General features: G+C 67.4%; 16 protein-coding genes. 3 read left to right on the top strand and 13 right to left on the bottom strand.

The window, feature by feature from the left end:
- Nucleotides 1-19 precede the first annotated feature (19 nt).
- A complete protein-coding gene (locus DFQ14_RS07365; RefSeq protein ID WP_246195678.1) occupies nucleotides 20-637 on the bottom strand; it encodes a DUF5701 family protein in 618 nt (205 codons plus the stop codon).
- Between the two features lie 202 nt (nucleotides 638-839).
- Between DFQ14_RS07365 and DFQ14_RS07370 the strand changes: the two genes are divergently transcribed.
- Nucleotides 840-1,493: a LysE family translocator gene (locus DFQ14_RS07370; protein ID WP_114452350.1), complete on the top strand. Its 654-nt coding sequence runs from the start codon at nucleotides 840-842 to the stop codon at nucleotides 1,491-1,493.
- Between the two features lie 49 nt (nucleotides 1,494-1,542).
- Here the strand turns inward: DFQ14_RS07370 and DFQ14_RS07375 are convergent, their stop codons facing one another.
- Entirely contained in the window at nucleotides 1,543-1,962 is a 420-nt protein-coding gene (locus tag DFQ14_RS07375) for a hypothetical protein (RefSeq protein WP_114452351.1), read from the bottom strand.
- A gap of 178 nt (nucleotides 1,963-2,140) precedes the next feature.
- Here DFQ14_RS07375 and DFQ14_RS07380 point away from each other — a divergent pair, with 178 nt between their 5' ends.
- Nucleotides 2,141-2,611 carry a QcrA and Rieske domain-containing protein gene (locus DFQ14_RS07380; protein WP_114452352.1) on the top strand — a complete coding sequence of 157 codons (471 nt, stop codon included), beginning with the start codon at nucleotides 2,141-2,143 and terminating at the stop codon, nucleotides 2,609-2,611.
- A 105-nt stretch (nucleotides 2,612-2,716) separates the two neighbouring features.
- Here the strand turns inward: DFQ14_RS07380 and murA are convergent, their stop codons facing one another.
- Complete coding sequence (murA, locus tag DFQ14_RS07385) at nucleotides 2,717-3,973, bottom strand: UDP-N-acetylglucosamine 1-carboxyvinyltransferase (RefSeq protein WP_114452485.1); 1,257 nt, start codon at nucleotides 3,971-3,973, stop codon at nucleotides 2,717-2,719.
- A gap of 120 nt (nucleotides 3,974-4,093) precedes the next feature.
- Between murA and DFQ14_RS07390 the strand changes: the two genes are divergently transcribed.
- Nucleotides 4,094-4,666, top strand: a complete 573-nt coding sequence (locus DFQ14_RS07390; protein ID WP_114452353.1) for a cob(I)yrinic acid a,c-diamide adenosyltransferase — start codon at nucleotides 4,094-4,096, stop codon at nucleotides 4,664-4,666.
- 74 nt (nucleotides 4,667-4,740) lie between these two features.
- Here DFQ14_RS07390 and DFQ14_RS07395 read toward each other — a convergent pair whose 3' ends face one another.
- The 10 genes from DFQ14_RS07395 to atpE form a co-directional block, all read right to left on the bottom strand.
- A complete protein-coding gene (locus tag DFQ14_RS07395) occupies nucleotides 4,741-5,211 on the bottom strand; it encodes a GNAT family N-acetyltransferase (RefSeq protein WP_114452486.1) in 471 nt (156 codons plus the stop codon).
- A gap of 9 nt (nucleotides 5,212-5,220) precedes the next feature.
- Complete coding sequence (locus DFQ14_RS07400) at nucleotides 5,221-5,733, bottom strand: GNAT family N-acetyltransferase (protein WP_246195677.1); 513 nt, start codon at nucleotides 5,731-5,733, stop codon at nucleotides 5,221-5,223.
- Nucleotides 5,734-5,821: 88 nt separating this feature from the next.
- Nucleotides 5,822-6,274 carry a DUF2550 domain-containing protein gene (locus tag DFQ14_RS07405; protein WP_114452354.1) on the bottom strand — a complete coding sequence of 151 codons (453 nt, stop codon included), beginning with the start codon at nucleotides 6,272-6,274 and terminating at the stop codon, nucleotides 5,822-5,824.
- 12 nt (nucleotides 6,275-6,286) lie between these two features.
- Entirely contained in the window at nucleotides 6,287-6,652 is a 366-nt protein-coding gene (locus DFQ14_RS07410) for a F0F1 ATP synthase subunit epsilon (RefSeq protein WP_114452355.1), read from the bottom strand.
- A gap of 226 nt (nucleotides 6,653-6,878) precedes the next feature.
- Nucleotides 6,879-8,312, bottom strand: a complete 1,434-nt coding sequence (gene atpD, locus DFQ14_RS07415) for a F0F1 ATP synthase subunit beta (protein ID WP_114452356.1) — start codon at nucleotides 8,310-8,312, stop codon at nucleotides 6,879-6,881.
- A gap of 1 nt (nucleotide 8,313) precedes the next feature.
- Nucleotides 8,314-9,237, bottom strand: a complete 924-nt coding sequence (locus tag DFQ14_RS07420) for a F0F1 ATP synthase subunit gamma (protein WP_114452357.1) — start codon at nucleotides 9,235-9,237, stop codon at nucleotides 8,314-8,316.
- A gap of 10 nt (nucleotides 9,238-9,247) precedes the next feature.
- On the bottom strand, nucleotides 9,248-10,900 hold the full coding sequence (atpA, locus tag DFQ14_RS07425; protein ID WP_114452358.1) for a F0F1 ATP synthase subunit alpha: 1,653 nt from the start codon (nucleotides 10,898-10,900) through the stop codon (nucleotides 9,248-9,250).
- Nucleotides 10,901-10,961: 61 nt separating this feature from the next.
- On the bottom strand, nucleotides 10,962-11,792 hold the full coding sequence (locus DFQ14_RS07430) for a F0F1 ATP synthase subunit delta (RefSeq protein WP_114452359.1): 831 nt from the start codon (nucleotides 11,790-11,792) through the stop codon (nucleotides 10,962-10,964).
- Nucleotides 11,793-11,911: 119 nt separating this feature from the next.
- Nucleotides 11,912-12,469 carry a F0F1 ATP synthase subunit B gene (locus DFQ14_RS07435; RefSeq protein WP_114452488.1) on the bottom strand — a complete coding sequence of 186 codons (558 nt, stop codon included), beginning with the start codon at nucleotides 12,467-12,469 and terminating at the stop codon, nucleotides 11,912-11,914.
- Between the two features lie 30 nt (nucleotides 12,470-12,499).
- On the bottom strand, nucleotides 12,500-12,706 hold the full coding sequence (gene atpE, locus DFQ14_RS07440) for an ATP synthase F0 subunit C (RefSeq protein ID WP_114452360.1): 207 nt from the start codon (nucleotides 12,704-12,706) through the stop codon (nucleotides 12,500-12,502).
- Nucleotides 12,707-12,755: the final 49 nt, after the last annotated feature.

Raw genomic sequence — 12,755 nt, forward strand, 5'->3', positions numbered from 1 at the left:
GAGCCGGGGCTTCGACCTGTCAGCCGATGCGCCGGGCGGCCGAGGCCATGCCCAGCCAGGTGTGCGGGTTGCCGCCCCAGCACCACCCGAGCCGGGGCGATCCCTTGCTCACCCAGATTCCGGTGACGCGTTTGTCCCCGGCCCGTGAGCCCAGCATCTCGAAGCAGTTGCGCTCGCGCAGCCACTCGGGATGCTGCAGCACGAGCCCGAGGCCCTCGTCGAGGGTGAGCGGGGTCCGACCGGCCGCGTGCATCCGCGGCAGCGCGTCGTCCGGTCGGACGTTCAGCGTCTCCCCGCCGGTGTCGACGTCGGCGATCAGATACACCGGCGACTCGGGCAGCGTCAGGTCGGAGGTCGGGGCGAAGCGGGCTATGTCCTCGGCCTCCATCGTGGTGAAGCCGCGTTTGCCCTTGAGGCTCGCCAGTTCGGCGAGTCGGCCGAGCGGCACGATCGCCCCGGAGGTGACCAGCACGAACGGCTCCTCCGGCAGCCGCGCCTCGAGCGGTGCGACGAGGGCGCGAAACGCCGCCTCGGTCATCCCCGCCAGCGCGGGAAGCCCCTTGTCGATGAGGATCTCGGTCTGGCGGTGCAGTTCGACCACCTGCTCGGCGGCAGGGTTCTCGGCAGCGACGGTCACGCAGCACTCCTCGTGTCGAGACGTCCGGAAGTGAAGGTGTGCTGTCAACGCATCGGCGACACGAATCGTTCCGTGCGGGCGGAAATACGGCAATCGCCGGCGACAGGCGAACGAGAAACCGAGTGAACGGAACTTTCGTGAGCTCTATGCGGGCGAAAGTTCCGTTCACTCCCTACGTCCCCGCGTGACTACCCTGGCAGCGATGCCCGATCAACTGCTTCCCTTCCTGCTGCTGGCCGTCCTGATCACGGTCGCCCCCGGCCCGGATACCGCGCTGGGGCTGCGCAACAGCCTGCGAGGCGGCACGTCGGCGATGTGGTGGACCGGTCTGGGATGTTGCTCCGGGCTGCTCGTGCATGCCGCGGCCTCGGTGGCCGGCCTGTCCGCGCTGCTGGCGGCCTCGGCGGCCGCCTACACCGTGGTCAAGATCGCCGGTGCCGCCTACCTGGTGTGGCTCGGTGCGAGCACCCTGTGGAAGAGCTGGCGCCATCGCAACAATCCGCTCGGCGCGGCCGTGGAGCCGACCGGCGCGGCGCAGGACCCCGCACGTTCCGGGATCACCAAACGAGCCGCCTTCCGGCAGGGACTGATCAGCAACCTGCTCAACCCGAAGATCATCATCCTGTTCCTGACGCTGATCCCGCAGTTCGTCTCCCCCGAGGAACCGCAGGCGATGACCTCGATCGTGCTCGCCCTGTCCTTCCTGGCGGTCGGTCTCACCTGGTGGCGCCTGGCGTCGTGGCTGGTCGGCAGCCTGCAGCGATTCGTGACCCGACACCGGGTCCGCCTGACTCTGGAACGCCTGACCGGCACCGCCATGGTCGCCCTCGGTCTGCGTGTCGCCGCAGGTCCGTAAGGAGCGCTTTCAGCACGATCCGGCGCGGTGGTGGCTTCAACCGCCGTCGTCACCGCACGCGGGAGCGGGTGCCGACGACGAGAAGCGCCACCGCGCACACCAGCGCGACGAGTTCGGCGATACCGGCCAGCGCCTGGGGCACCCCCGCGGCGACCTCCTGGGACCCGAACAGTCCGACCGTGACGGCCAGCGCGAACGCGACGAGGGTCAGCACGTTGAAACCGATCGAGGCCAGCACCGGCAGCCAGTGCTTCCAGGTCAGCACGGCCAACGCGATCACCAGCCCACCAATCGCGTTGAGCAGGAACAGCGGGCCGATCACCGGCACTTCGTCGACGCCCTGCGCCCAGAGCTCGAAATGCACCACCGCCGACATGAGAAGTCCGGCCGCGGTCAGTCCTCTGAGCAACTCCGCTCCGACCTGCCGGGCAGAAGCGCTCGCCGTACCGGTGGCTCGGTCAGTACTCATCTCACACCTTCACCTGTCGGAACACGCAGTCACGACACGGCGACCGCCCGCGGGGATATTCTGGCAACAACGGTCGGATTCGCACCATATGCCATGATCGCACGGTGCGATGCGGTGACGGGTGGGCCTCCCGCCTCCCCGCATCGCGACCGGGCCCGCATTCACGGCAAGGACGATCATGACTTCCGAACATCTCACATCACGTCGTCACCTGCTGGCGGCCGGAGGAGCCGGTATCGGTGCCGCCGCGCTCTCCGCGTGCGCCGACGGTTCCTACCAGGGGTCGAAGCTGACCGGGGAGCCCAGTCCCTCGAACACACCCGGTGGTACGCAGGCACCGTCGCAGTCCGGCGCCGCACTCGTCGATCTCGCCGACGTCCCCGTCGGCGGGGCGGTATCCGCGACCGCCCCCGACGGCAAACCCGTCATCGTGGCGCAACCCCGGCAGGGCGAGGTGGCTGCCTTCAGCGCCGTGTGCACGCACATGGGATGCACCGTCAATCCCAACGGCAACCGGCTGCACTGCCCCTGCCACGGTTCGGTCTTCGAGTCGAGCACCGGCGACGTCGTCAACGGCCCGGCCGAGCGGCCGCTCGGCACGGTTCCCGTGCACGTCGAGGCGGGCAAGGTCGTGACCGACGGGCAGTGACCGGCGCAGGGCCACGAGCGGTGGTCGGGGTGACCACGGTGCCAGGCCTCTCCGAAGGTTCCGCCACCCGCACCGTCACCCAAGCCAAGCCGCACACCCTCTTCGTCAATCCGTCACGCGCTCGACATGTGCACCGAGCCCGCGGATGTTGTCCACGAAGTGCGGGTAGCCGCGGTCGATGTGGAAGATGTCGCCCACTTCCGTGACCCCGTCCGCGCACAGGCCGGCCAGCACCAGCCCCACTCCCGCCCGGATGTCCGAGGCCCACACCGGGGCACTCGAGAGACGCTCCAGGCCGCGCACCACGGCATGATGTCCGTCGGTGCGCGCGTCCGCCCCCATCCGGACCATCTCCTCGATGAACCGGAAACGCGACTCGAACAGGTTCTCGGTGATCATCGACGTGCCGTCGGCCACGGCGGACAGCGCCAGCGCCATCGGCTGCAGATCGGTCGGAAACCCGGGAAACGGCAGGGTCACGTAGTCCACGGCATACGGCCGGGACTTCATCACGACACGGAAGCTCTCGTCGCCGGTACTGACCTCCGCGCCCGCACTGCGCAGCTTCTCCAGCACCAGATTCACATGCTGGGGTTCCACCCCGCGGACGGTGACATCGCCGCGCGTCGCCGCGGCGGCGAACGCCCAGGTGGCCCCGACGATCCGGTCGCCGATCACGCGGTGCTCGACCGCCTTCAGCGAGGACACACCGTGCACGGTCAGCGTCGAGGTCCCCGCTCCCTCGATCCGGGCGCCCATCTGCTGCAGCATGACGCACAGGTCGACGATCTCCGGTTCGCGCGCGGCATTGTCGATCACCGTGGTTCCCTCGGCCAGCACCGAGGCCATCAGAATGTTCTCCGTCGCCCCCACGCTGGGAAAGTCCAACCAGATCTGCGCGCCGCGCAGGTTCTGCGCCTCCGCGACCACCGCGCCGTGCTCGATATGACTGGTCGCGCCCAACTGGCGCAGGCCGTTCTGATGCATGTCCAGCGGTCGGACCCCGATCGCATCGCCTCCCGGCAGAGTCACCACCGCGCGGCGGCACCGGGCGACCAGCGGGCCGAGCACGCACACCGAAGCGCGAAGCCTGGTCATGTGTACCGATACGGCTTCGTGACTGATCTCGGGCGGGACCGTGATGGTAGTGGTGGCGCCGTCGGTCTCGACCTCGCAACCGAGGCTGCGCAGCACGTCTCCCATCAGGGGGACGTCCAGGATCTCCGGGCAATTGGTGATCGTGGTCGTGCCCTCGGCCAGCAGTGCTGCGGCCATCAACTTCAGCACGCTGTTCTTCGCGCCGACCACGCCGACCTCGCCGGCAAGCCGCGTGCCGCCGTGTACCCGGAAGTACTCACTCACGGACAACCAGGTTACGGCCGAGGCACGGTCACAGCTGAACGCGGGTTGGGCTGCACAGCGTGACCCGAAGTACGCCCGGATGATCGCCACTCCGGTACCGCGACCGCTTAGGCTGGGTCCATGAGTGTCCACCTGACCAAGATCTACACGCGGGCCGGTGACGCGGGCCAGACGCGCCTGTCGGACAACTCCCGGGTCCACAAGACCGACCCGAGACTGATCGCCTACGCCGACGTGGACGAAACGAACTCCGTACTCGGGGTGGCCCTGGCCACAGCCACATTCGACGCCGAGATCATCCGTGTTCTCGGTGCCGTCCAAAACGACCTGTTCGACGTGGGCGCCGACCTGGCCACTCCGGTCGTCGAAGCACCGGAATACCCACCGCTGCGCGTCACCCAGGCCTACATCGACCGCCTCGAGAACTGGTGCGACGAGTACAACGCACAGCTGAGCAAGCTCGACTCGTTCATCCTTCCGGGCGGAACCCCCGGCGGTGCGCTGCTGCACCAGGCGCGGTGTGTCGCCCGGCGCGCCGAGCGTGGCGCCTGGGCCCTGCTCGCCGACGACCCCGAGCGCACCGGTGATCTGCCCGCCAAATACCTCAACCGGCTGTCGGACCTGCTGTTCATCCTGGCCCGCATCGCCAATCCCGGTGGGGACGTGCTGTGGCGCCCCGGAGGAAACGCCTGACAAAAACCGAGTGAACGGAACTTTCGCCCGTATAGAAGTAACGAAAGTTCCGTTCACTCCGCTCACTCGGCGGGCTACAGGTTCTTCGCGAAGCAGCGGCTGTCGGGTTCACACCGATACACGCCGAACTTCTCGATCTCGTGGTAACCGGAGGACCGGTACAGCCCGATCGCCTCCGGCTGACGCAGGCCGGTCTCCAGCAACACCCGGCGGCGGCCCGCCCGCGCCGCAGTGCGCTCCAACTCTGCCAGCATGGCCCGCGCGAGGCCGAGCCCGCGCGCACGGGGCACGACATACATCCGCTTGAGCTCGGCATCCCCGTCCCGGAAACCCGGCTCGTCGCTCTCGTGAGCCCGCCAGCCACCGGACACCATCGGCTGCTCGTGGCGGTAGCCGATCAGGAACAACCCACGAGGTGCCGTGAACTCGTCGATGTCGACCGGAGTGGTGTCCTGCTCCCCGTAGCGCACGACGTACTCCTGCTGAACTTCCTCGATCAGACGCTGAGCGTCCGGGTGGTCGTAAGGAACGGTCTCGATCCGCACGAGCACAGCCTACGAGACCGAGGATCGTCGACCGACGTCTTTTTCGAACCAGTGCCGGGCATAGGAATTCTCGTTGTACGCGTCGATCTCCACGTATCCGGCCGAGGCGTAGAGGGCTCTGGCTTCCTCCAGCTCGGCGGCGGTGTCCAGCCGAACCCTGCTGCAGCCGTACTCGCGGGCGTGCGTCTCCAGCGCCGCCAGCAGCCTCCGGCCCGCTCCCCTGCCGCGCAGCCTCGGTGAGATCCACATCCGCCGGATCTCGGCGATCCCGCCGCTCTCGGTCCGCAGCGCACCGCAGCCCGCGGTTTCGCCCTCGGCACGTACCAGCAGGAAGACTCCGTTGGGTGGCACGAAGTCACCGGGGTCCGGTGGCGCAGCCCGGCTCGTGTCGAACCCGCCGGGGAAGCGCTCGTTCAGATCCGCGACGTAGCGATCCAGCGCCCAGCGTGCCTCGGGGCTGTCGATCGGCTCGGGTTCGATGGTGATGTCCGGAACCGGCTGTCCAGTCAATGAATCGACCACACACACAGTCTGCAGCAACTCCCTGCCGAGCCGGAGGAGCCACCCGCACTCGACACGCCCCATCCCCAAGCCAAGCCACACACCCTGTTCAGCAGGCCCACGGGGCGGAGGAACCGGGAGGGGCGGATTCGAGCCACGACAGGAATCCGGTCAGCGCGTCCGGGCCCATGGCCACCTCGATGTCGTCCCCGGGGCGGGACAGATGCAACACGACCGCCCCGACGGGCATCGTGTACGCCTCGGCCATCGCCGGTTCCCGTCGAGTGACGATCTCCATGTCGCCGCGATTGAACACCCGATTGGGGCCGGATCGCACACTCAACGCGCGATACCAGGCGAATTCCTCACCCCGGTAGCGTGCGACCCCCAGATGCCAGCCACGTCCGGGCTCCTCCCGGTAGGCTCGCAGAGCGACGTCGATCCCGCCCGTCCGCAATTGCCGCAACCGCCGCCACGCGAGCAGCAATGTGCCGAGTCCGAGCAGGAGCGCAGCGATCAGCAGCGTGGCGATCACTGCGTACCACACGACCGGCGCCCCCATCCGTGCGGGCCGTCAGACCGACTGGCCGGCCACCCGAAGTCGGGTCCTCGCCCGCGTTCGGGCTTGCTCGTCTGCACCCTCGGCTTCCTGGCGCGCCCGAGCGATGTCGATCTCGTGCGCCAGCTCCGCCGACTCGGCCAGAATGCTGACCACTTCGTCGGTGACCGACAGAAAGCCGCCGTGCACCGCAGCGGTCACGGTCTCGTGGTCGGGAGTGGTGATCGTGACGACCCCGCCCTCGACCAATTGGCCGAGCAACGGCTCGTGCCCGGGCAGGATACCGATCTCACCCTCGGTCGTCTGAGCCACAACGGTGGTCGCTTCACCAGACCACAGCCGGCGCTCCACAGCGACCAGTTGCACGGACATGTTGGCCACGCGCGTCTCCTTCGTCGGGTGTGTGGGTCAGTCTATCCAATGCTTTCCGGAGCGGCCGTGGCCCCTTACAGCGGCAAGTGGGCCACTTCCACGCGGAAACCACCCACCGCCGCATATGACGAGGGCCGGGATCACATCGGATCCCGGCTCCCGTCGAACCCGTCAGAAGCGGGCACCTGCTCCGACTCCTGTTCCGTGCCCCGCCTTGCGGCAGGGCACGAACGGGTCACTGCTCGGTGTACTTCTTGTACGCCTGCTCCAGGTCGTCGAGGCCACCGATGGACAGGAACGCCTGCTCCGGGTAGTGGTCGAAGTCGCCACGGCAGAGCTTGTCGAACGCCTCGACGGTCTCCTTCAGCGGCACGAAGGAGCCCTCCTGACCGGTGAACTGCTTGGCCACGAAGAAGTTCTGCGACAGGTAGCGCTCGATGCGACGCGCACGCGAGACCGTCACCTTGTCCTCTTCGGACAACTCGTCCATACCCAGAATGGCGATGATGTCCTGCAGCTCCTTGTACTTCTGCAGGATCCGCTTGACCTCCTGAGCGACCCGGTAGTGCTCGTCACCGACGATGCCCGGCTCCAGGATGTTGGAGGTGGAGGTCAGCGGGTCCACAGCCGGGTAAATACCCTTCTGGGAGATCCCACGCGAGAGCTCCGTGGTCGCGTCCAGGTGGGCGAACGTCGTCGCCGGTGCCGGGTCGGTGTAGTCGTCGGCGGGCACGTAGATCGCCTGCATCGAGGTGATCGAACGACCCCGCGTGGAGGTGATCCGCTCCTGCAGATCGCCCATCTCGTCGGCCAGCGTCGGCTGGTACCCCACGGCCGAGGGCATCCGGCCGAGCAGCGTGGAGACCTCCTGACCCGCCTGGGTGAAGCGGAAGATGTTGTCGATGAACAGCAGCACGTCCTGCTGGTCGACGTCGCGGAAGTACTCCGCCATCGTCAGCCCGGACAGCGCCACGCGCATACGGGTGCCGGGCGGCTCGTCCATCTGGCCGAACACCAGAGCGGTGTCGGCGAGCACGCCGGACTCCGACATCTCGACCCACAGGTCGTTGCCCTCACGAGTCCGCTCACCGACACCGGCGAACACCGAGGTACCGCCGAAGTTCTTGGCAACACGGCGGATCATCTCCTGGATGAGCACCGTCTTGCCCACACCGGCACCACCGAACAGACCGATCTTGCCGCCCTGCACGTAGGGGGTCAGCAGGTCGATCACCTTGATGCCGGTCTCCAGCAGCTCGGTCTTGCCCTCGAGCTGGTCGAACGCCGGCGGATTGCGGTGGATGCTCCAGCGCTCGGCGTCACCGGCGTAACCCGGCTCGTCGAGGCAGTGGCCGAGGGCGTTGAAGACGTGTCCCTTGACCACCTCACCGACCGGCACGGAAATGGGCCCCCCGGAGTCGGACACCGAGACGCCCCGCACCAGCCCCTGGGTCGGCTGCATGGCGATGGTCCGCACGACGTTGTCACCGAGGTGCTGAGCCACCTCCAGCGTGACGGTGTTGGCCATCCCGCCGGCGGTGATCTCGACGGTCAGTGCGTTGTTGAGGTCGGGCACCTGGTCGCGCGGGAACTCGACATCCACGACCGGGCCGAGAACCCGGACGACGCGGCCGGTGCCAGTAGCGGTGCTAATGGCAGTAGCAGTCATGTCACTCACTTCCTGCAGACGAGAGCGCCTCGACACCACCGACGATCTCGCTGATTTCCTGGGTGATCTGGGCCTGGCGGGCCTGGTTGGCCTCACGGCTGAGGTTGCGCACGATTTCGTCCGCATTGTCCGTGGCCGACTTCATGGCGCTCCGACGGGCCGCGTGCTCCGACGCCGCCGAATCCAGCAACCCGGCGAACAGGCGGGTGTTGATGTACTTGGGGAGCAGTTCCCCGAACAGGGTCTGTGCTTCCGGCTCGAAGTCGTAGGCCGGGCGCAGAGTCTCCGGGGACTCCGAGTACTCCACCTCCAGCGGAGCGATCCGCCGGACGGTGGGTTTCTGGTTGAGCATGGAGACGAACTCGGTGTGCACGAGGTGAAGCTCGTCCACTCCGAGGGTCGCGTCCGGGTCGGCCTCGTCGACGTAGTCGTCGGCACCCGCCATGAAGGCCTTGACCATCGTCTCGCCGACATCCGCCGCGTTGGCGTAGTCCGGCCGATCGGTGAAGCCGGTCCAGCTCCGCGCGATCTCCCGGTTGCGGAACCGGTAGTAGTCCTGGCCCTTGCGACCGATCACGTACAGCACGGGAGTCTTGCCCTGCTCGCGCAGCAGAGTCATGAGCTCCTCCGTCGCCCGCAGCACGTTGGCGTTGTAGGCACCACAGAACCCGCGGTCACTGGTGACCACCAGCACTCCGGCGCGCTTGGGGTTGTCCCGCTCCTGCAACAACGGGTGGTCGAGCGGGCTCGCATCGGCCAGTGCCGACAGCACGCGCGTGATCTCGTCGGCGTACGGGCGCGATGCCTCCACCCTGGCCTGCGCCTTCATGATGCGCGAGGTGGCGATGAGCTCCTGCGCCTTGGTGATCTTCCTGGTCGACTGAACCGACCGGATCCGGTCGCGTAGTTCCCGAAGCTGTGCCATGACTACCCGGTCACTTCTTGTCGTCCTGGGCGGGGCGGTTGACCTTCACGGTCTCCTGGCCCACCTCGCCCGCGTTCAGGGCCTGCGCCTGGTGCTCCTCCGAACCGGCCTCGGAGCTGTGGGAAGCGGTGAACTGCTTCTTGAACTCCTCCACCGACTCGACGATCGTCTTCTCGGCGTCGTCGGAGAGCTTCTTGCTCTCCACGATGTCCTTGAGCACCGTCTCGTGATTGCGACGCAGGTAAGCACGGAACTCGGTCTCGAAGCGACGCACATCGTCGACGTCCAGCGTGTCCAGGTACCCCTTGGTGCCCAAGTACAGCGAGACGACCTCCTCCTCGACGGGGAGCGGTTCACCCTCGCCCTGCTTGAGGACCTCCATGATCCGGGCACCCCGGTCGAGCTGGGCCTTCGACGCGGCATCCAGGTCGGAGGCGAACGCCGAGAACGCCTCCAGTTCGCGGAACTGCGCCAGGTCGATCTTCAGCGAGCCGGTGACAGTCTTCATGGCCTTGATCTGCGCCGAACCACCGACACGGGACACCGAGGTACCGACGTCGATCGCCGGGCGCTGGCCCGCGTTGAACAGGTCGGACTGCAGGAAGCACTGCCCGTCGGTGATGGAGATGACGTTGGTCGGGATGTAGGCCGACACGTCGTTGGCCTTGGTCTCGATGATCGGCAGGCCGGTCATCGATCCTCCGCCGATGTCGTCGGAGAGCTTCGCGCAGCGCTCCAGCAGGCGGGAGTGCAGGTAGAACACGTCACCGGGGTAGGCCTCACGGCCCGGCGGGCGCCGCAGCAGCAGCGAGATCGCACGGTAGGCATCGGCCTGCTTGGTCAGGTCGTCGAAGACGACCAGGACGTGCTTGCCGTCGTACATCCAGTGCTGCCCCAGGGCGGACCCGGCGTAGGGGGCCAGCCACTTCAGGCCGGGCGAGTCCGCGGCAGGGGCGGCGACGATGGTGGTGTACTCCATCGCACCCGCGTCCTCCAGGCGGCGCTTGACACCGGCGATCGTCGAACCCTTCTGGCCGACCGCGACGTAGACGCAGCGCACCTGCTTCTCGGGGTCGCCGCTGTCCCAGTTGCCCTTCTGGTTGATGATCGTGTCGACCGCGACCGTGGTCTTCCCGGTCTTGCGGTCACCGATGATCAACTGACGCTGACCGCGGCCGATGGGGGTCATCGAGTCGATGGCCTTGATCCCGGTCTGCAGCGGCTCGTTGACCTCCTGGCGCTGGACCACCGAGGCGGCCTGCAGCTCCAGCTCACGCTGGCCGTCGGCGGCCACGTCGCCGAGGCCGTCCATGGGCTCGCCCAGCGGGTTGACCACGCGGCCCAGGAAGCCGTCGCCCACCGGCACCGAACTCACCCGGCCGGTGCGCCGGACTTCCTGGCCCTCCTCGATGGAGTCGGACTCACCGAGGATGACCGCACCGATGGACTGGGCGTCGAGGTTCATCGCGACGCCGTAGACGCCACCCGGGAATTCGAGCAGCTCCTCCGTCATGACCGAAGGCAAGCCCTCGACATGGGCGATGCCGTCACCGGTATCGGTGACGACGCCGACCTCCTCGCGGCTGACCTCCGGGGAGTAGCTGGAGACGTATTTCTCGATCGCACTGCGGATCTCGTCCGACGAGATCGTCAGCTCCGCCATGTCTCGTTCCTGCTCTCGGTTCGTTGTTCGCTAAGGGAGTGGGGCAGTTCGGTCTGCGACGTCAGTGTCCGAGATTGCTCCGCAGAGCTTGCAGACGTCCTGCCGTGCTGCCGTCGATGACCTCGTCACCGATCCGGATCACCAGCCCACCTCCGAGCTCGGGATCCACCTCCAGGTGGATTGTGATGGGCCGCGAGTAGATCCGCTGCAGCGTGGCCGCGAGCCGCTCCTGCTGGGCATCGGTGAGCGCCATCGCCGAGCGGACGTGGGCCACCGACCGTTCCCGCCGCCGCGCCGACAGCTCGGCCAGCTCTTCCAAGCCCTCACTGACATGTTGCCCGTGCGAGCGGGACACGAGCTGGCGAACCAGGCTCTGTGTGACCGATTCAACTTTGCCGTCGATGAGCTGGTCCGCAACCGCGGCCTTGCCGTCGGAGTCCGCCGTCGGATCCGACAGCAGACGCTCCAACTCCGGCTGCGCACCGATGATCCGACCCAGCCGGAACAGCTCGTCCTCGACCGCATCGAGCCGGCCGGCCCGCTCGGCCTGCACCAGCAGGGCGGTCCGAGCCAGTCGCTCCAGTCCGCGGACCAGGTCGCCGGGATTCGACCAGCGGGATCCCACGGCCTCGACCACGACCGGCAGAGCCCGTGCGCCGAGCCGTTCCGCCAGCAGCTCCCGGGCCAGGTCCTGCCTGGATCCCGGGGCCGTGGAGGTGTCGGCGAGCGCACGCCGCAGCGTGGACTCGCCGGACAGCAGCGCGGCCACGTTGAACAGCTCGTCGGCGAGCCCGGTGATCTCCGCGGGACTTGCTCCATCAGTGGCCTGGAGCAACTGCAGCTCGGTGGCTGCCAGCGCGTCGCGACTCGCGGCGTTCACGAGAGTGCTCAACTCTCAGCCTTCCTCTCCGGGCCCTTCCTTCGCAAGGCCCAACCCAATGGGCAACAGCTCTGCCGGCCCCGGCTTTGCTCGGACCATCGGTCTGCGGAGCCCTTGTAGACCCTGTTCGATTACGACGAGGTCGATCCGGACGGGGCGGAAGTGGCTTCCAGCTCGTCGAGGAACCGGTCCACGGTTCCGCGACGACGAGTCTCGTCCTCGAGGGACTCCCCGACCACGCGACTCGCCAGGTCCACGGCTTGACGCCCCAGGTCCGCGCGCAGCTCCGCCACGATCTGGGATCGCTGAGCGGCGAGCTGAGCCTGACCCTGGTTGACGATCCGGTCGGACTCGGCCTGCGCCTGGGCCCGCATCTCCTCGACGATCTGCTGACCTTCGGCACGGGCGTCGTCACGGATCCGAGCAGCCTCGGAGCGGGCCTCTGCCAACTGCTCCTTGTACTGCTCCAAGGTGCGCTGAGCCTCGGCCTGGGCCTCTTCCGCTCGCGCGATCCCGCCTTCGATCCGCTGGCTGCGCTCCTGGTAGATCTTCTCGAAGCGCGGCACAACGTACTTGTGGACGAAGAAGTACAGGATCGCGAACGAGATCAGACCGATGATGGTCTCGGGAATGTGCGGGAACAGGGGGTTGGGTCCTCCCTGGGCCAGCACCGTGGTGTTCTCGTTCAACACGATCTCTCCTCGCTCAACCGGACTGGATCACTGGAAGACGAATGCCAGCACCAGACCGAAGATCGCCAGCGCCTCGGCCAGCGCGAAGCCCAGGATCGCGATGCCCTGGAGCACGCCGCGAGCCTCCGGCTGGCGGGCGGTGCCGTTGATGAAGGCGGCGAAGATCAGGCCGATACCGATACCGGGGCCGATGGCCGAGAGACCGTAGCCAAGAATGGCAATGTTGCCTTCCACCGTGAATGCTTCCTTTCACTCGGTCCGCACAGGTTGCGGATCGGGTCGT

Source organism: Halopolyspora algeriensis (assembly GCF_003337235.1).
GTDB lineage: Bacteria > Actinomycetota > Actinomycetes > Mycobacteriales > Pseudonocardiaceae > Haloactinomyces > Haloactinomyces algeriensis.

Coding starts and splice junctions, on each gene's coding strand:
- DFQ14_RS07375 (WP_114452351.1), bottom strand. CDS start 1,962: ATGAGTACTGACCGAGCCACCGGTACGGCGAGCGCTTCTGCCCGGCAG.
- DFQ14_RS07390 (WP_114452353.1), top strand. CDS start 4,094: ATGAGTGTCCACCTGACCAAGATCTACACGCGGGCCGGTGACGCGGGC.
- DFQ14_RS07370 (WP_114452350.1), top strand. CDS start 840: ATGCCCGATCAACTGCTTCCCTTCCTGCTGCTGGCCGTCCTGATCACG.
- DFQ14_RS07420 (WP_114452357.1), bottom strand. CDS start 9,237: ATGGCACAGCTTCGGGAACTACGCGACCGGATCCGGTCGGTTCAGTCG.
- DFQ14_RS07380 (WP_114452352.1), top strand. CDS start 2,141: ATGACTTCCGAACATCTCACATCACGTCGTCACCTGCTGGCGGCCGGA.
- atpD (WP_114452356.1), bottom strand. CDS start 8,312: ATGACTGCTACTGCCATTAGCACCGCTACTGGCACCGGCCGCGTCGTC.
- DFQ14_RS07405 (WP_114452354.1), bottom strand. CDS start 6,274: ATGGGGGCGCCGGTCGTGTGGTACGCAGTGATCGCCACGCTGCTGATC.
- atpA (WP_114452358.1), bottom strand. CDS start 10,900: ATGGCGGAGCTGACGATCTCGTCGGACGAGATCCGCAGTGCGATCGAG.